The organism is Segnochrobactrum spirostomi (assembly GCF_009600605.1).
Taxonomy (GTDB): domain Bacteria; phylum Pseudomonadota; class Alphaproteobacteria; order Rhizobiales; family Segnochrobactraceae; genus Segnochrobactrum; species Segnochrobactrum spirostomi.
Genome location: NZ_VWNA01000001.1, coordinates 2,342,865 through 2,360,636, shown reverse-complemented (window position 1 = coordinate 2,360,636; position 17,772 = coordinate 2,342,865). Strand labels below are relative to the sequence as shown.

The 17,772-nt window shown below is 62.1% G+C and carries 10 protein-coding genes and 5 pseudogenes; 6 read left to right on the top strand and 9 right to left on the bottom strand.

The features are described 5' to 3' along the window. Nucleotides 1–102: 102 nt before the first annotated feature. From F0357_RS10655 to F0357_RS10635, 5 genes and pseudogenes are all read right to left on the bottom strand, one after another. Entirely contained in the window at nt 103–1,452 is a 1,350-nt protein-coding gene (locus tag F0357_RS10655) for an ABC transporter ATP-binding protein (protein ID WP_153480920.1), read from the bottom strand. Between the two features lie 10 nt (nt 1,453–1,462). Then, nucleotides 1,463–3,196: an ABC transporter permease gene (locus F0357_RS10650; protein ID WP_153480917.1), complete on the bottom strand. Its 1,734-nt coding sequence runs from the start codon at nt 3,194–3,196 to the stop codon at nt 1,463–1,465. A gap of 456 nt (nt 3,197–3,652) precedes the next feature. After that, entirely contained in the window at nt 3,653–4,132 is a 480-nt protein-coding gene (locus tag F0357_RS25195) for a hypothetical protein (protein WP_376767798.1), read from the bottom strand. Nucleotides 4,133–4,271: 139 nt separating this feature from the next. Continuing rightward, nucleotides 4,272–5,287, bottom strand: a pseudogene (msrP, locus tag F0357_RS10640) (protein-methionine-sulfoxide reductase catalytic subunit MsrP). Between the two features lie 209 nt (nt 5,288–5,496). Next, on the bottom strand, nt 5,497–7,554 hold the full coding sequence (locus F0357_RS10635) for an elongation factor G (protein WP_153480916.1): 2,058 nt from the start codon (nt 7,552–7,554) through the stop codon (nt 5,497–5,499). Nucleotides 7,555–7,833: 279 nt separating this feature from the next. On the opposite strand from F0357_RS10635, the gene F0357_RS10630 reads away from it, so the two are divergent. Beyond that, nucleotides 7,834–8,556 (top strand): protein tyrosine phosphatase family protein, encoded by a 723-nt coding sequence (locus F0357_RS10630; protein ID WP_153480915.1) that lies wholly within the window; start codon nt 7,834–7,836, stop codon nt 8,554–8,556. 39 nt (nt 8,557–8,595) lie between these two features. Here F0357_RS10630 and fdxA read toward each other — a convergent pair whose 3' ends face one another. Then, a complete protein-coding gene (fdxA, locus tag F0357_RS10625; RefSeq protein WP_153480914.1) occupies nt 8,596–8,931 on the bottom strand; it encodes a ferredoxin FdxA in 336 nt (111 codons plus the stop codon). A 314-nt stretch (nt 8,932–9,245) separates the two neighbouring features. On the opposite strand from fdxA, the pseudogene F0357_RS10620 reads away from it, so the two are divergent. Beyond that, a pseudogene (locus tag F0357_RS10620) lies at nt 9,246–10,085 on the top strand (YifB family Mg chelatase-like AAA ATPase); the annotation flags it as partial. Between the two features lie 553 nt (nt 10,086–10,638). After that, nucleotides 10,639–11,449: pseudogene (locus F0357_RS10615) on the top strand (IS5 family transposase). A 78-nt stretch (nt 11,450–11,527) separates the two neighbouring features. Here F0357_RS10615 and F0357_RS10610 read toward each other — a convergent pair. Continuing rightward, on the bottom strand, nt 11,528–13,102 hold the full coding sequence (locus tag F0357_RS10610) for an ABC transporter ATP-binding protein (RefSeq protein WP_246161423.1): 1,575 nt from the start codon (nt 13,100–13,102) through the stop codon (nt 11,528–11,530). Nucleotides 13,103–13,306: 204 nt separating this feature from the next. Between F0357_RS10610 and F0357_RS25490 the strand changes: the two genes are divergently transcribed. Next, nucleotides 13,307–14,110 carry a formyltransferase family protein gene (locus F0357_RS25490; RefSeq protein WP_153480912.1) on the top strand — a complete coding sequence of 268 codons (804 nt, stop codon included), beginning with the start codon at nt 13,307–13,309 and terminating at the stop codon, nt 14,108–14,110. On the opposite strand, the gene F0357_RS10600 is transcribed toward F0357_RS25490, so the two are convergent. After that, entirely contained in the window at nt 14,088–15,740 is a 1,653-nt protein-coding gene (locus F0357_RS10600; RefSeq protein ID WP_153480911.1) for an asparagine synthase-related protein, read from the bottom strand. The two genes, F0357_RS25490 and F0357_RS10600, sit on opposite strands and share 23 nt — an antisense overlap. A gap of 15 nt (nt 15,741–15,755) precedes the next feature. Continuing rightward, nucleotides 15,756–15,929 carry a hypothetical protein gene (locus F0357_RS10595; RefSeq protein WP_153480910.1) on the bottom strand — a complete coding sequence of 58 codons (174 nt, stop codon included), beginning with the start codon at nt 15,927–15,929 and terminating at the stop codon, nt 15,756–15,758. A 329-nt stretch (nt 15,930–16,258) separates the two neighbouring features. Here F0357_RS10595 and F0357_RS10590 point away from each other — a divergent pair. Next, nucleotides 16,259–17,237 (top strand): annotated as a pseudogene (locus tag F0357_RS10590) (IS481 family transposase). A gap of 26 nt (nt 17,238–17,263) precedes the next feature. Beyond that, nucleotides 17,264–17,563: pseudogene (locus F0357_RS10585) on the top strand (hypothetical protein); the annotation flags it as partial. Between the last annotated feature and the right edge of the window lie 209 nt (nt 17,564–17,772).

Sequence of the window (17,772 nt, the reverse complement as noted above, 5' to 3'; positions counted from 1 at the left end):
GCGACCTTCTCCCCGCCAGCGGGGAGAAGGGAGAGGGTGTGCGCCTTCTGACGGCGGTTATTGGAACCCTGCCGGCGAGGCCCGCGTGGCGCGGGACCGGCCTCAGTGCGGGTCTTCGAGGCTCAGTTCGCCGCTCTGCTCGTTGAAGGCGTAGAGCTCGGCATAGCGGCCCCAATCGATCGCCGCCTCGAGGGTGCGCTCGGCGAAGTCGGCCGACATGTGATCCTCGAGCTCTTCCTGGAAACGGGCGGCCGGGGCACGGTGGGTCGGGCGCTCGTCGAGCACGCGCTTGATGAGCGCGGTGATCGGCACGCGGGAGACGAGCTGCGTGCGGAACAGGGCCTTGCGCTGATCGAGCTCGGATTCGACGAAGTGGCGGCCGGCCTCGAGCAGCGTCACGTCGCCGTCGGCGATGTCGGCGAAGCCGAGCAGTTGAAGCGCCTCGATGATGGGGAACAGCTCGTCGGCTTCGAGCTGGAGGCCGGCGGCGAGGTGGGGCAGGTCGGCCCGACCGTCATAGGGCGGCGCGGCGAGCGTCTCGAGGAAGCCGGCGAGCAGGTTGCTCGAAATCGGCTGGAGCGAGGTGCCGATGGTGGCGCCCTGCGGCCCGTGGGCATCGTGCGCGGCGTGGCCGTGGCCGGCGAGGCGGCGGTCGGCCACCTCGGACGCGCGGTTGGTCATGCGGGCATAGATGTCGTCCACCATCTGGCGGAAATCCGGGTCGAGCCGGTTGCGCGGGTGGGGGAACTCGACCTTGATCTCCGAGGCGACGCGGCCCGGATTGACCGAGAAGATCAGGATGCGGTCGCACATCAGCACCGCTTCCTCGATGTTGTGGGTCACCATGAGCATCGACTTGATGGGAAGCCGGCCTTCGGTCCACAGCTCGATGATGTCGGTACGCAGCGTCTCGGCGGTCAGCACGTCGAGCGCCGAGAACGGCTCGTCGAGCAGCATCAGGCGCGGATGGATGACGAGCGCGCGGGCGAAGCCGACGCGCTGGCGCATGCCGCCCGAGAGCTCCTTCGGATAGGCCGATTCGAAGCCGTCGAGGCCGATCAGGTCGATCGCCTCGAGCGAGCGGCGGCGGCGCTCGGCCGAGTCGATGCCGATCGCCTCGAGCCCGAGCTCGACGTTCTCGAGCACGGTGAGCCAGGGGAACAAGGCGAAGGTCTGGAACACCATCGACAGGCCCTCGCAGGGGCCGGTGACGGGCTTGCCGCACCATTTCACCGTGCCGCCGGTCGGCGGCACGAGGCCGGAGACGATGCGCAGCAGCGAGGACTTGCCCGAGCCGGAGCGGCCGAGCAGGCCGACGATCTCGCCCTCGCGGATGGTGAGGGCGACGTCGTCGAGCACCAGATGCTCGCCCTTGTCGGACTGCTTGAAGGCCTGCCGGACGTTCTTCAGTTCGACCAGCGGGACGGCGGAGGAGGAGGGCGTGTCGAGCATGGAGGCGTCCTCAGTCGAAGCGCAGGCGGCGGGCGGCGAAGGTGAACATCGGGTGCCAGAGCGCCCGATTGAAGAGGATCACGTAGAGCGACATCACGGCGATACCGAGCACGATCCGCGGATAATCGCCGGCGCTCGTCGCATCGGCGATGTAGGCGCCGAGGCCGTGGGCCTGAAGCTGGTCCTTACCCCAGCTCGCGACCTCGGCCACGATCGCCGCGTTCCAGGAACCACCCGTCGCGGTGAGCGCACCGGTCACGTAATAGGGGAACACGCCCGGCAGAATGACCTTGCGCCACCAACTCCAGCCGCCGACGTGGAAGCTCGACGCCGCCTCCTTGAGGTCGGTCGGATAGGCGCTCGCCCCGGCGATCACGTTGAACAGGATGTACCACTGCGTCCCCAGGATCATCAGCGGGCTCAGCCAGATGTCCGGGTTGAGGTCGAAGTGCACGATGGCGACGACGAAGAACGGGAAGGCGATGTTGGCCGGGAAGGCGGCGAGGAACTGCGCGAGCGGCTGAATGCGCTCGGCGACCTTCGGCCGGAGCCCGATCCACACCCCGATCGGCACCCAGATCACCGAGGCGATGGCGACGAGGACGGCGACGCGGATGAGCGTCAACAGGCCGTAGAACAGGGCGAGCCAGACATCGCTCCAATGGAGCTCCGTCGCGACAAAGGAGACGATCTGCCACGCCGCGTAGACGCAGCCGGCGGCGATGAGGACCAGCCAGACACCGTCCACCGCCTTGCTGTTCCACAGCTTCGGCAGCGTCGGGACCTGGGGCGTCGGCACCGAGAAGCGGCGGCTCGCCAGCCAGCGGATGCCGAGGCCGAGCGGACGCAGCGCGATCTGGAAGATCCGGGTGCGCTGGACGACGTCGAGCAGCCAGGAATGGGGAACGTTCCCGCTCGGCGACTGCTCGAAGCGGAACTTCTCGCTCCACGCCACCAGCGGGCGGAACAGGATCTGGTCATAGAGCAGGATGATCACGGTCATCGCGCCGAGAGCCCACACCACCGCCGGCAGGTTGCTCTGGGCGATGGCGAGCGACACGTAGGAGCCGATGCCGGGCAGCGTGTAGGTGTCGTTTCCGACCGAGATGGCCTCGGAGGCGACAACGAAGAACCAGCCGCCGGACATCGACATCATCGTGTTCCAGATGAGGCCGGGCATCGAGAACGGCACCTCGAGGCGCCAGAATTTCTGCCAGGACGATAGGCGGAAGGCGCGCGAGGCCTCGTCGAGATCGCGCGGCACCGTCTTCAGCGACTGGTAGAACGAGAACGTCATGTTCCACGCCTGGCTCGTGAAGATCGCGAACACCGAGGCGAGCTCGACGCCGATCACCTTGCCGGGGAACATGTTCATGAAGCCGACCACGGTGAACGACAGGAAGCCGAGCACGGGGACGGATTGCAGGATGTCGAGGAACGGGATCAGCACCATTTCGGCGCGCCGGCTCTTCGCCGCGATCGTTGCGTAGATCAGCGTGAAGACGAGCGAGGCGACGATCGCCACGACCATGCGCAGCACGGTGCGCAGCGCATATTCCGGCAGGTGCGACGGATCGAGCGACAGCGGCATGCGCTCGATCGCAGACAGCGGCACGAAGGTCTGCTCCGCGCCGTGCGAGAACAGGATCAGGGTGCCGAAGACGAGGAGAAACGCGACGGCATCCCAGAGATTCGGGATGTAGCGCGGCCGAAAGAGCGACGGCGACGAATAACTTTCGGCCATGACGCGACCTGATGTCGGAGAGCGATCCGGATGGCTGCACGCAAATCGAGCGTACCGCGCATCCGGGCTGGAGGCTCCCGAATGCACGTCTGCTTCATGATTTGGCGTCCGTCGATGACATTATGACGACGGACGTGTCGAGGGGAAGACGCGTTCGCCCGGCGCTTCGCTCCGACAGGGTTCACGGCGCGAGGGGTGGCCGGCGAGAGGCAGCGGCTCCCGGTCGTTGTTTCCCCGCGCAGTGGGGGGCCTGGGGCGTAGGAGGCGGCGTGGGGGCGGTCACTCCGCACCCCGTCGTCATCCCCGCCCTTGTGGCGGGGATCCCTGGGCGGCTGGCGCTGCGCCCGAGGCCCTGGATCCCCGGGTCAAGCCCGGGGAGCACTACTGATAGGCAGCGGGAGAGAGACTCTTCACGTAAAGCCGTAGGGTTTTCCGCAAGCGTCCGCGGGCGTGGTCTCAGGCCCGATGGTCTCGATCGGCGAGCATGGCGCGCCGCAGGATCGCGTTGATGCGCTCTTCGGTGCCTCCACCCTTCCCTTCGAGCCAATCGAGGACATCGCTGTCCAAAAGGAGCGTGGCCGCAATCTGAGCGGGCTTGTGGAACGGGTTGCGGACGGCGTTCTTCCAAAAGGCGTCGTCCAGCGCCGGAATGTCGCTGCGGTCGATGTCAGCGTCGGGCAGACGGGAGAGCGCATCGATCTCCGCCCGCTGTTCGCCGGTCAGCGGCGGCAGAGCGTTGAGGTCGACCTCATATCTGACGGTTCTGCGCATAGCGCCTCCGCTCCCTCGGCTCCGCGCGGATATGATGCGCACGATTTCGACGCCGTCCTCGTCATCCCGAACCGTGTGCGCCACCAGCAAAAGCAGGCGGCCGTCAACGAGCCCCAAGGTCCGCCAGCGATATTCGCCGTTCTCGATGAGATCCTGCTCTACCAATGCGAACGGCGATCTCGAAGCTTACGCGGTGCTTCCTGAGATTGATCTCCGCTTTGGCCGCGTCCCATTCGAATTTCATCCACATACAATATCAGGATGAAACCGAGCGAGAGCAAGGGCAGCAGTGCGCCCCCACTCCTCACATGAACAGCCGCTCGTTCTGAAGGCCCTTGTAGAGGTCGGCGACCTCGGGCTCGTAGCCGTTATAGAGCAGCGTCGGCTTGCGCTCGCCGGTGCCGAGCACCTCCTCGGTCGCCTGGCTCCAGCGCGGATGCGGCACGTCCGGGTTCACGTTCGCCCAGAACCCGTATTCCGACGATTGCAGGCTTTCCCAGAAGGTTTTCGGCTGGGTGTCGGTGAACGAGACCCGCACGATCGACTTGACCGACTTGAAACCGTATTTCCACGGCACCGCTAGGCGGAGCGGCGCGCCGAACTGCTTCAGAAGCGGCTTGCCGTAGATGCCGGTGACCATGAAGGCGAGTTCGTTGTTCGCCTCGGCCATCGTCAGGCCCTCGACATAGGGCCAGGGATACCAGGCCTCGTTCTGACCGGGCGCGACGTTCGGGTCCATGAAGGTCTCGAAGCGCACATATTTCGCACCCGACAGCGGCTTCCCATAGGCGACGAGGGCAGCGAGCGGAAAACCGGTCCACGGCACGGCCATCGACCACGCCTCGACGCAGCGGTGCCGGTAGAGCCGCTCCTCGAGCGGCATCGCCCGGATCAGGGTGTCGATGTCGACGGTCCGCTCGCTCTCCACCATGCCGTCGAACTTGATTGTCCACGGCCGGATCGGCAGCGCCTGCGCTTCGTCGAACACCCGCTTCGAGGTGCCGAACTCGTAGAAATTGTTGTAGGTCGAGGTGACGTCTTCGGGCGTGATCGCGCGGTCGAGCTTGTAGGCGTCGTCGCGCTTGGCCGGATAGAGGTCGGCGGTCGGGTCCGGGGCGGCCGGCGTCTGATCCTTCTTGCCGCCGAACAATCCGAAGAACCCTTCCGCCGCGGCCGGACGGACACCCCCGCGATGCTGCCGACGGAGGCCGCCCCGAGGGCCGCCGCGCCGGCGAGAAACCGCCGCCGCCCGAGAAAGATGTGCTCCGGGGTCGCCTCGCTCTCGGCGATCTCCCAGCGCCTGCGCTGCCTGATCAACATCGTTCACGCTCCACCGGCCGGCGCCTGTCGAATGACGCCCTCGGCCGATCGACGCACGCACCGCCCAGGTCTCCTTTCGGTCGCCCGTCGTTACGCCGCCTCAAAAGCCCCCGGCTCTGCTTGTTCTACGTAGGCCGCAGTGCCTGGATTACACGCAAATCACGAAATATTTCGGAGCGGAGAGGGTCGGTCGAGGCGCTGGGCTCCCCTCACGCGGCGTCCCGTCGGCGGCGATCCACGACCTCCTCGGCGAGGCGGCCTTCGAGCGGGGCGAGATGGTCGAACTTGACGCGGAAATCGCCGACGCCGGCGGTCGCGGAGCGGATCTCGACGATCAGGTCGCGGATCTCCGCCTCGGGCATCAGGGCGGTGATGCAATCCCAGCCGGGCCAGCCGGCGCGTGGCTCGAAGCCGGTGATCTGGCCGCGCCGCGCGGCGAGCACCGCGTTGATGCGCGCCGTCGCCTCGCTCGGGCAATGGAGCGTCATCGCGAGCATCGGCTCGAGCAGGAGCGGCCCCGCCGCCACGAGGCCCTCCCGCATCGCGAGATGGGCGGCGGCGCGGAAGGCCTGTTCGGACGAGTCGACCGCATGGGCGGCGCCGTCGACGAGGGTGACGGCGAGATCGGTCACGGGGAAGCCGAGCGGTCCCTCGCCGAGGCTGTCGCGCACCCCTGCCTCGATGGCCGGGATGAACGCCTTCGGCACGACCCCGCCGGCGATCCGGCTCGCGAAGCGGAAGCCCTCGCCGCGCGGCAAGGGGGTGAACTCCAAGGTCACGTCGCCGAACTGGCCGTGGCCGCCGGACTGCTTCTTGTGGCGGCCGTGGGCCCGCGCGGAAGACCGGATCGTCTCGCGATAGGGCACCCGGGGCGGGCGCTGGCTGACCGCGAGGCCGAACTTGACGGCGAGCCGCTCCAGGGCGGTGCGCAGGTGGATCTCACCCTGGCCGCACAGGCGCGTTTCGCCGGTCACGGCGTCCGCCTCGACGGAGAGGCCGTGGTCCTCCTCGGCGAGCTTGCCGAGCGCGGCCGTCAGCTTGACCTCGTCCTTGCGCTCGGCCGGCGCCACCGCGAACGCCAGCACCGGCGGCGGGACGGCGAGATCGACGAGGCTGAAGACGCGGCCACCGCGGCTGCCCAGGGTGGTGCCGGTCGCGACCCCGTCGAGCTTGGCGAGCGCCACCACCTCGCCCGGCCCCGCCGGCCCGCGCTTCACCGCCTCCTCACCGACGAGATCGTAGAGCCCCGCGGGTTTCACGGCGCGGCCGTCGCAGGTCTGGAGCGGCTGCGTCTCGGTCACCCCGCCGCTGAGCACCCGGGCGAGGGAGAGCTTGCCGATATGGGACGAGTGCAGCGTCTTCATCACCTGCACGACCGTCTTCTGGTCGCTGCCGAGCCCGAGCCGGGTCCGCGTCTCGGCGACCCCGGGGCTTTCGTGGCGCAGCGCCTTCAAGAGACGGAACACGCCGTTGCCGCGCTGGGCCGCGCCGAGGAACACCGGGCAGATGAGGCCCTCGCGCATTTCCCGGGCGAGATCGTCGAACACCCGATCGCGCGGCGGCTCGATATCGGACAGCAGCTCCTCCATCAGCGCGTCGTCATAATCGGCGACCCGCTCCAGCATCTCGAAGCGCGCCTCGACCTCGCGGGCGCGGGCCTCGTCGGGGATCGACATCACCCGGCTCGCCGCGTGCTCGCGGTAGATGAACGCCCGTTCGAGGGCGAGATCGATGAAGCCGGTCGCGATGCCGTCGCGCCAGATCGGGATCTGCCGCAGCACGAGCGGCGTCCGGCTCGCGCTCTGGAGCGTCTCGAGCGTCTCGCGGACGCGGGCCTCCAGGCGATCGATCTTGTTGAGGAAGAGGACACGGGGAATGCCGCGCTCTTCGAGGTCCTTGAGGATGATCTGCAACGCCGGCAGCTTGCGCGGATCGGCCTCGCACACGACGACCGCGAGGTCCGCCGCGGCGAGCACCCCGTCCGCCTCGCAGCGGAACTCGACCGAGCCCGGGCAATCGACGAAGACGTAGCGGTCGCGCATGAAGGTTGCCGGCACGAAGCGCGCGGCGACACTCATGGTGGGCGCTTTGCCCGGCGTTGCCTCGGCCTCCCGCGCCGCGTCGGTGCGCGCCAGGATCGCCTCGACCAAGGTGGACTTGCCGCTGCCGTACGGCCCCACGATCGCGATCAGCCGGGGCTCGGCGAAGCGCGGGGTCGGGGCGCTAACGTCTTGGTCTTCCCCGTATAGACGATCCTCGATCGCCATCTCGGACCTCCGTGCGTTGCCCTTGATGGCGCATCGTCGCAGCGCCGGCGCACGGGCGCAAGCGCCCATGCGCAAGATTCGGAAAGGGTACGCAGGTCGCCGTAACATACCATTGCGCGAGAGCGTCAAATGACCGAGCGCAGCGACGCTGCCGACCGATCGGCCAGCCGCCGCGGACGGTTACGCGGGACGGCCGCGAGGTCTTGCGCCGGCCCGCCCGATCGGCGATGTAGGCGCCCCTGCGGCCCGCGTCGGGCCCCGCGAAAGAAGACGTCGTCCGTGAAGTTCTTCCGCACTGCCGAGGGGCGCGAACGCCACCGCGACCGGCTGCGCCACAGGAGCGCGCGGCCGATCGACGGGTTGCCGCGCCGGCTCGCCGCATGGTGGCACCTCTACGTGACGGATGTAGGCCTCGCCCGGCTGTTCTACCGCAACCGCCACCAGGTCGACGCGCGGCTGTGGCGGTCGTCGCAGCCCTCCCCCGCCGACATCGCCTGGGCGGCCCGGCAGGGCATCCGCACCGTGGTGTGGCTGCGGGGCGACCGCGAGCTCGGCGGCTTCGCCCTCGAGCGCGAGGCGTGCGAGCGTCATGGACTGACGCTGGTGACCCTGCCGCTGTGGTCGCGCAGCCCACCGACGGCGGAGATGGTGCGCGCCGCCGCCCGTCTCTTCGAGACGATCGAGTACCCGGCTTTGGTCCATTGCAAGTCCGGCTCGGATCGGGCGGGGCTCGCCTCCGCGCTCTATCTGATCCTCGCCGCGGGACGCCCGGTCGAGGAGGCGCTCGGCCAGCTCTCGCTGCGCTACGGCCACGTGCCGAGCTCGAAGACCGGCGTGCTCGACGCCTTCCTCGAAGCCTACCGGGACGACGGCGCCGCAAAGGGCCAATCGCTGATCGAATGGGTGGAGGGCGGCGGCTACGATCCGGCCGCGCTCAAGGGGTCCTACCGCTCGACGCTGTGGAGCGACCTTCTCGTCGACCGCATCCTGCGGCGGGAATAGAGCCCAGGAAACCAGGCGACGCGGAACCGCGGAGGGCGGTCAGTCGCCCTTGCCGGGCTCGGGCGACAGCAGGGCGAGCTTGCCCGCCTTACCGTCCCAATCCTTGGCGTCGGTCGGAGCCTCGCGCTTCACCGTGATGTTCGGCCACACGGCGGCATATTCGGCGTTGAGCTGGAGCCAGCTCTCAAGGCCGCTCTCGGTGTCCGGCTTGATCGCCTCCGCCGGGCATTCGGGCTCGCACACGCCGCAATCGATGCACTCGTCGGGATGAATGACGAGCATGTTCTCGCCTTCATAGAAGCAATCGACGGGGCACACCTCGACGCAATCCGTGTACTTGCACTTGATGCAGTTCTCGGTGACGACGTAGGGCATTCCGGTTCCTTCCGCGGCGGAGGCCGCGCAGGCGTCTTGCGCCATGAGGACGGCACGGGAGGGTGCCGCCGCGTCCAACGGTTCGGCCGTGGGAGTTAACGCGGAACCGGGCGTCGTGCAAGGGCGACGACCCGCGAAAATCCGCCCGGCGCCTCGTCTCGTCGCGCGCCGCGGTGCCCACGCGACGCGGCGATGTTCTTACAATGTTCTTGCCTGCACGCCCGCCGTGCGCTAGCGTCTCGGTGCGACTTTGGAGATTCCTTGATGGGTGCTCCCAGAAGGTCGCAGCCTGTTCGCCGTCGGGGGAAGCGCGGATGGTCAGCCACGTCACCACGGTCGCCTTTCAGGGCATCGAATGCGTGCCGGTGGACGTGCAGGTGCAGGTCGCCTCGGGCACCGTCGCCTTCACCATCGTCGGCCTCGCCGACAAGGCGGTCGGCGAGAGCCGCGAGCGGGTCCGCGCCGCCCTCGTCGCTTCGGGCCTGTCGCTGCCGGCGAAGCGCATCACCGTCAATCTTGCCCCCGCCGACCTGCCCAAGGAAGGCAGCCACTACGACCTGCCGATCGCCCTCGGGCTGATGGCCGCGATGGGGGTCGTTCCCGCGGCCGCCCTCGCCGACTGGGTCGTGGTGGGGGAACTCGCGCTCGACGGCACGATCGCTCCGGTCGCCGGCGCCCTGCCCGCGGCGATGGGCGCGAACGCACTCGGCAAGGGGCTGATCTGCCCGGCCGCGAGCGGCCCCGAGGCGGCGTGGGCGGGGCGGGACGTGCCGATCCTCGCGCCGGTGAGCCTCATCGGCCTCGTCAATCACTTCCGCGGCACCCAAGTGCTGTCGCGGCCCGAACCGCGATTGCGCGAGCCCGGTGCCGCGCTCCCCGACCTCCGCGACGTCAAAGGCCAGGAGACCGCAAAGCGCGGCCTCGAGATCGCGGCAGCGGGCGGCCACCACCTCCTCTTCGTCGGCCCGCCCGGGTCCGGCAAGTCGATGCTCGCCCAAAGGCTCCCCTCGATCCTGCCGCCGCTCGCGCCGCGCGAACTCCTCGAAGTCTCGATGATCCACTCGGTCGCGGGCGAGCTCGCCGACGGCCGGCTGACCAGCCGCCGCCCGTTCCGCGCGCCGCACCATTCCGCCTCGATGGCAGCCCTCGTCGGCTGTGAACTCTCATAGATAACGAGATTTATCGAAGAAAATGCGACACTTTGCGAAGTGCTCCGCCCAGAGATTTTCTCCGTGCGACACTACGTCCCTCCGTGAGAGGGGACATGGGGGCAGCAAGATTGTCCGAAAGGCAGATGCTCGGGATCCTGGTAGAGGCTGGAGAAAGGAGGTGAGTAGGCTCGCAAGGGCGTGTTTATCCGCGGAACACCCTAGTGCTGAGCCAACAGCAGAAATTCGCCCATCCTCCCGGCTAATCGCAAGATAATTCGCTGCCGGTTAGGACGCGCACCGAACACGGCGTTGGGTGAACGCATCGCTTTCCGCGGAACGGCGACGGGTCGGCTATCGGCGACTGCTCATTTGGCGCGCCGGAAACGCGAGATCTCGGTGAGGAACCGCATCTGACGGCGCTATCGGAAAGAAAGCGCGACGGTGAGCGGCACTTTCACTTCATGGACATGGTCCACGCCGTTCCGCACTAATGCCTTGCCGGGTGAGCCGATACCTAAGTCCTGTTGACGAATAGGGTTTCCCCCTCGGGGGGTTGATCCAACGTCACTTTCGGAGGGCGGCGACGTTGATTCGAGACCTGTTGAGCGACGAGGAATGCGCGTTCTTGGCGCTTTTCGCGACGAGACGGAGGCCCCGCAGCGGCAGGCGGCGCGAGGATTACCGGCGCGTCCTCGACGGCGTGTTCTGGATTGCCCCAACCGGTGCCCAACGGCGCGCCCTGCCCGAGTGCTTCGCGAAATGGTCTTCGGTGTCTACCGCCATTTCCGCCGCTGGACGCTCTCCGGGCTCCGGGATCTCCTGCTTGAAGTGGTGAATGACACCGAAGGGGTCGGCGAGACCGTGCAGATGATCGACAGCACCGTCATCCGGGCGGAGCACTGCGCCGCAGGCGCAAGGAGTCTGCGAGACAGGGTCTCGGGCGCTGGCGAGGTGGGTTCTCGACCAAAATTCATCTCCGCACCAACGGCTCGGGCCTCACCGTAGCCGTCAACATCGCGCCAGGTGAGTCCTCGGACTAACACTGGTGCGCTACATCTCCTCGACGCTGGCGGCCGCAACCGAAGGTTCTGCTCGCCGATCGCGCCTACGATGCCGAAGATAGCCGCTTGGCGAAGGAAGCGCGAGGCGTCGCGCCGATCATTCCGATGCAACGAAGCCGGACGGTCCAGATGCCCGTAGACGAACACATCTACGCCCTGAGACACGGGATCTCGCTCTACTTCAAAAGACTGAAGAGCTCGCGCCGCCTCCCGATCCGCTCCGACAAGACCGCCGACAGCCACCTCGACTTCGTTCTCACCGCCGCCGTCCGTCTATGGACCCGTATATTCGTCCACATCACCTAGGACTTCGCGTCATCCCCCAACCTCCGCAAGGCGGCACTCGCCGCAGGGATACCATTAAGATCGGGTCCCGCTCTAATCTCACAGCCTGATTACGTTATCCGCATCCGTTATCATAGATTGCCGATGCGTAATCGCGAGCACAGTAACATCCTGCGCCAATACCCGAATATGCTCCATTATATCTCGCTCCGTCACCTCGTCGAGCGCCGAGCTTGCCTCATCAAGCAACAGGATCTTCGGATTTCCATATAGAGCGCGCGCAACAGCGATCCGCTGACGTTCCCCGCCAGATAGCCTTAAGCCGCGCTCTCCTACCATCGTCTCTAGTCCGTCCGGCAGCGCGCTCATCAGTGAAGCAAACGAAGCTCCTTGAAGGGCACCACGCAAACGACTCTCATCATATAGCCGACCGAGTAGGATATTGTCCTTAACGCTAGCATTCAGGAGAACGATCTCCTGCGGCACAATTGACACCGCATTCAACCACGAAGATCGATCAATTAAATTAATATCCACACCGTCAACAAGCACGCGCCCGTGATCCGGCTCGATAGATTTCAATATTATCTTGAATATGGTTGTCTTTCCAGAGCCCGTCTTCCCGGTCAGAAATGTCATGCGGCCCGGCCCTGCGAGAAAATTTATACATTCTACACCCCGGCCATTTCCATAGCGAAAGCTCACGTTTTCGAACGAAATTCGAGCATGCTGCGGCACAAACTCCAACGTCTCCGCTTTTGCCCTCTCCTCGGGTTCGGCCCACATAGTGGCCAGAGGTGCGAGCTCGTTGCGGGACCGAGTCAATGCTTCGATCGCATGGGCCATCATCTCGAAGGGCTGATTAAGCTGCACAAGCAGTGCATTGAAAAGGACAATATTCCCGATTGAAATGCCGCCTCGGTAATACATCGGGATAATGAATGTCAACGAGATGAAAAACTGGATAGTCAGGAGAATACCCATTAGCGCGCTCACGAAGACGCGTTGCATTGCGTATGCCCGCAAATTATCGCGCGACGCTACCGCGTTATCATTAAATATTCCGTATATCCATCGATGAGCACGGAAATAACGAATGGCCTCAATAACATCTATAACATTTCCAAAAAAACGCGCATTCGCCTGACTCGCCTCGACTGCTCTCTCCAGGAAAGGACGAACACGTCGAACGGACACAATGGTTAGCACAATTGAAATTAATCCATAGATGGCAATAACTCCACCTATGAGAGCATTAATTAACGCACTAAGAGTCCATATCGTGATTAGAATCTGGATTATTCCGGGCAAAATAACACCCAGAGCGAGCTGCACCAGCGCCGTGAGACCTTGACGTCCGCGCAAGCTCGCCGCTTGTATTTCGGCGGGATTGAACGTCGCGAAAAACGAGCTCGTCTTACTGATAATTCTCCTGAAAAACTCGCTATCAGTCATGTACGCTAGGCGCTCAGCGCTTATGAATACTGCATACTGTGTAGCTTGCTGAGCTGTCAGCGAAACACCTACGAGTACCGAATAGAGAAGGTACGTAACCGCCCGGATCGAATCTGGACCGTCATCAGCTAAGCGATCGATTGCACGTGACAGTACGTAGGGTGCGCAGATCGCACTTGCGCTGGAGAGCATTGCTGCACCGATCGCTATGGCAATCATGACTCTATCCGCCCTCCAATATGTAGCTAGTTGTGAAAGCGCCAACGCCGCAATTTTGGAATTATTCATGGTATAGAAGCCGTTTTGTGAGCGAGATAGGTGTGTTTGTATTTGCTTCTAGCTGAACGCGCGCGCTATGCTTCAAGGAAGCGCAGGTCTTAGACGTTTGCCGATTCTTGATGCGAGTAAGAACGAGGGCATGCTATGAAAATTTCGATTTGTGGAGCGATCGATTCCACGTGGAAGGACATGCTTTGCGATGAAGGCCATACAGTGCACAGCATATGGATGCAACGTTCTCCATACCTGTCGAGCGAAGTGTTGTCGTTGGCTGAGCATCACGGAGCCGCTCTGTACTTCCGGCGCGTCAACCGCACTGACATGCTAGAGATGTTAAATGACGGAGTCCGCTTACTAATTAGTATAGGATATCCATTCCTAATTCCCTCCGATACACCTCTTTGGGGGGTCAATATTCATCCGAGCCTCCTTCCAGATGGGCGTGGTCCATACCCAATACCTCTAATTATTCAGTCCCATGGTGAATGTGCAGGATTTACGATCCATAAATTATCTCCGTTGTTTGACCAAGGAGATGTTATATATCGGGAGCGGTTCGCAATCTCAGAGCATGATACATGTGACACGCTACTATTTCGCATGTACATGCACTCGTCGAATGCGATGCGTAACATAATTCCAAATATTGAATGTTACTGGGCCGCTGCCACGGCACAGGTTGGCAGGCCAGCTTGGGAAGCCCGCCGATTTGATCAGCCATTTTTTAATCCGAATCTCTTGTTGGAAGACTGTATCGGAATGTGTCGTAGGTATGGTGAAGACAGTACAATTCTAAAAGTGAGTGATTTAACAGCGACAGTGAGCAGCATCCAAGGATGGAAGGAAGCTCATTCGCGGAAGCCCGGTACTGTGATTTCGAAAGACGAGTATCGGATAGTGATTGCAGTTATGGACGGATTTGTGATTATCCGCTATAAACTAATTTAATACCACTGCTCTCGCACACCCTTAGGAACAGTTCCGCCTGAAGAAAGAATAATATATGAGCAAAATACGCAAGTTCCTCGTCACTCGAACCGTCCTCTGATATCAACTCGTCATATATTTTACGCATACACGATGTGTTTATTAAACCGCGCTGTGCGCAAATGGAGTTTTTCCATACGCTGGACAGTATACCTTCGACCTCTCTAGCCACGACCTTTAACGTCGGCTCGAACGAGGTCGGTTTGTGATCTAGGAATTCGGGCATATTGTTGCCAGATAGAATATCGCTCAGGATCGACCGCCGGCTTCTTTGCGCGTAGGGCAGTGAAGATCCGAACTGGATCATCGCCGGCTCCGCAAATGGGTTAACTGACCAGATCCCCTGATTCATAAACCGCTCCGCCCTGTTTGTGACGCTATGAGCGCAGGAGCCATGGTAGCTCGATATGAAGCTCCGCGTCACGTAAGGTAGCGCGGCCAGTAAATAGGCCTTTGGTTCAATGAACGAAGGACGGACAATTGGCTTTACTCCGCTGCTGGTGTCGGCCTCACCGGCAAACAAGGGGAAGGCCTCATCACCACCCATCCCCGTCAGAATCGTATCGACTCCTCGTCGCCTCAAGATCGCTGTTAGATGATAAAACGCTTCGAAGAACGACTCAGCAAGATAACTCGTGTCCTGTGTACAGAAGCGTGCCCCAGATCGCGCAAACGGAAGGTGATCCCATATACTAACATTTACATGGTTAAGCGCAAGAGTATCTGCAACCAAGCGCTGTCGCGACGTCTGATTATTTTTATCTGTTGTAATATTTACGCTCGCGGCGATAGTGCTTGTCAACACAGCGGAAGCCGCAAGGGCTACGACCGAAGAGTCGAGACCGCCACTAACCTCAGCCGCAGTCTTTCCCTCAGCTAACGGTCGCTGCGTCAGGCATTCTGTAAGAATTTCGAATAGTATCTCTTTGGCGCGATCTTCCCTCTGGAGCCGGCGCGGATAGGTGGAGTCGCGACAGTCCAACTCCGCGATTCGCACTCTGTCTGCAGTGATAAGAGTATCTGTGTTGATCGTCGTTCTATAAATGTTTTTGAACATCGTTGTGTTATTGTATTGTTGAGGCTGAAGGGTAATCCACTTCGATAAAAACTCATCACAAACGATGTTTCTGTTTACTCTCCGTGCGATCTTCATTAAATTCCACGATCCGTTTATTTCTCTATCCTGCACGCAGAAATATAGAAATGACTGTGGATTATGATTGTTATATATATTGACATGAGGATATCGATAATCTCTATTAATTTCAATAACCAACGCCGCCAGGGCCGTGCGTCTGGAATTATTATTCAGCTCATCCATAGCCTTGTCGCTTATATTATTATGAACGGTTATTGGTAATCCGTCGTAACCGTCGGCTATTGCGAGCTCTCGCGCTATCACGAGAATTCGCCTGTCATTGAAGTACACTGCGCCTACGATCATTCGATGAATATAAAAATCCACGTACGATGCACCAATACGTATTCCAGTATCAGTCGGAACGATCGGAGATCCAATATCGGAGAGCTTTATATTCAAGTCTATCATGGCCGCACCGAGAAAAATGGCCCCTTTTTTGGGAGGGGCCATAGCATTATATTGTTATCAGTAGAATTTCTTCATCGTCGGGTCAAGCCAATGCGACGGTTTCAGAAACGCAGTTGTTTCAGGTCTCAGCTTATCGATCTCTCCCACATAGATGCGTTCGGCAACCGAATGCTTGTCTTTTGTATGCAGCTCACGTCGAGTCTTGATCTGAACATTCAGATTCGCACTCATTTGCAACACCTTTCCTAATGTCAGCCGAGTCCGTCTGCACTGTTATTGTCATCACATTCACCGGGGAGAGTCAATAATATACGTTATCTAGAATTGTAATAAGAGACCGCTTCTACTGACTACGGATTCGAGTTATTATAGTTATCGATCGTTCTGCCATGTAACGTACTACTGACGTGCATCTGTAGCGATTTTGCATGTTCATCCTGTCGGTTGATGGATGGTAGGGGCTGCGCCCGGGTCCGAACCCAACCACCGCGGCCGCGATAGCGGCGATCGCAATCTCCGTGTTCAGTCCCGGCATTTGATGGTGCAGTCTTTTCGCAGGAGTGGAAGGAGGCACTACGGGCCAGGTTCTTCACGGGAGCGCCACGACGACAGAGGCGGTCCGTCGAGCGATACAGCATAGTCAAGAGAGCCTGAGGGCACTGGCCAAGCGTTACGGGATCAACCAAAGACGGTTGCGAAGTGGAAGAGGCGGACCTCGGTTGCCGATCTGCCGACTGGCCCGAGGGAGCCCACATCGACGGTTCTGTCGGTTGAGGAAGAGGCCATCATCATCGCCTTCCCCCGGCATACGCTGCTGCCGCTCGACGACTGCCTCTATGCCTTGCAGGCGACGCTCCCGCACCTGACACGGTCATCCCTGCATCGTTGCCTTCAGTGCCATGGTTTCAGCCGGCTGCCGGAGGTGAAGGGCGACAAGGAGCTGAAGAGGCGCTTCAAGTCCTATCCGATAGCCTCTTTCATATCGATATCGCCGAGGTGCAGACGGCCGAGGGCAAGCTGTACCTCTATGTCGCCATTGATCGGACGAGCAAATTCGCCTTCGTGCAGGTCGTCAGGAAGACAGGCCGCACCTCAGCCTCGGCCTTTCTCATGGCCCTGATCGACACGGTGCCGTACCGGATCCACACCGTTCTCACCGACAACGGCATCCAGTTCACCTTTCCGCCGCGCTATGCCGACGGGCCGACCGCGCGCTACACGACCCACATGTTCGACATGCGTTGCCGCGAGAATGGCATCGAGCACCGTCTGACCAAGGTGAAGCATCCCTGGACCAATGGCCAGGTCGAACGAACGAACCGCACGATTAAGGAGGCGACCGTCAAACGCCTCCACTACGATGATCACCGCCAGTTCGAGACGCATCTCGCCGACTTCGTCTCCGCCTACAATTTCGGCCGGCGCCTGAAGACCCTCAGGGGCCTCACGCCCTACGAGTTCATCTGCAAATGCTGGACTTCAGAGCCGGAGAGATTCATCCTCGATCCAAACCATCAAATGCCGGGACTGAAAACCTAGCAGGCTGTTGAAGAAGTTGCTCGCCTGCTCGTCGCTGTCATGATTCACTCTGGTTATCGGCGCTGGAGGGGATTTCGGTGCGCGGATCGGACAGGACGACCCGAGCTCTGTTGGCGATCGACGGCCGCACGACGCGGCATGCCGGCTATGCCGCCAGTCAGCGGATCCGCAAGCGCATCGAGGAGAGCTTCGGCTGGATCAAGACCATCGCCGGATTGGAGCTGCCGATGGTCCGCGGCGTCGATCGGGCCGGATGGGCTTTCACCTTCGCCGCCGCGGCCTACAACCTCGTCCGGTTGCCCAAGCTCATGGCGCAAACGCCATGACCAAATCCAGCAACCACCCGGCCGCTACCGCAGCCACCTGCCAGAGCCATAAAGCTCTCTGGTTCGAGGCAAAGCTCACGCCCTTGAACCCGGAACTCGCCCATCCCAGGACTTCTTCAACAGCCTGCTAGGCTAGATGATTACACCGCGCACGAGCCAGCGGAAGAGCGGCGGCGACTCTCATATCGCAAAATCGTTCGGTTCGGCCG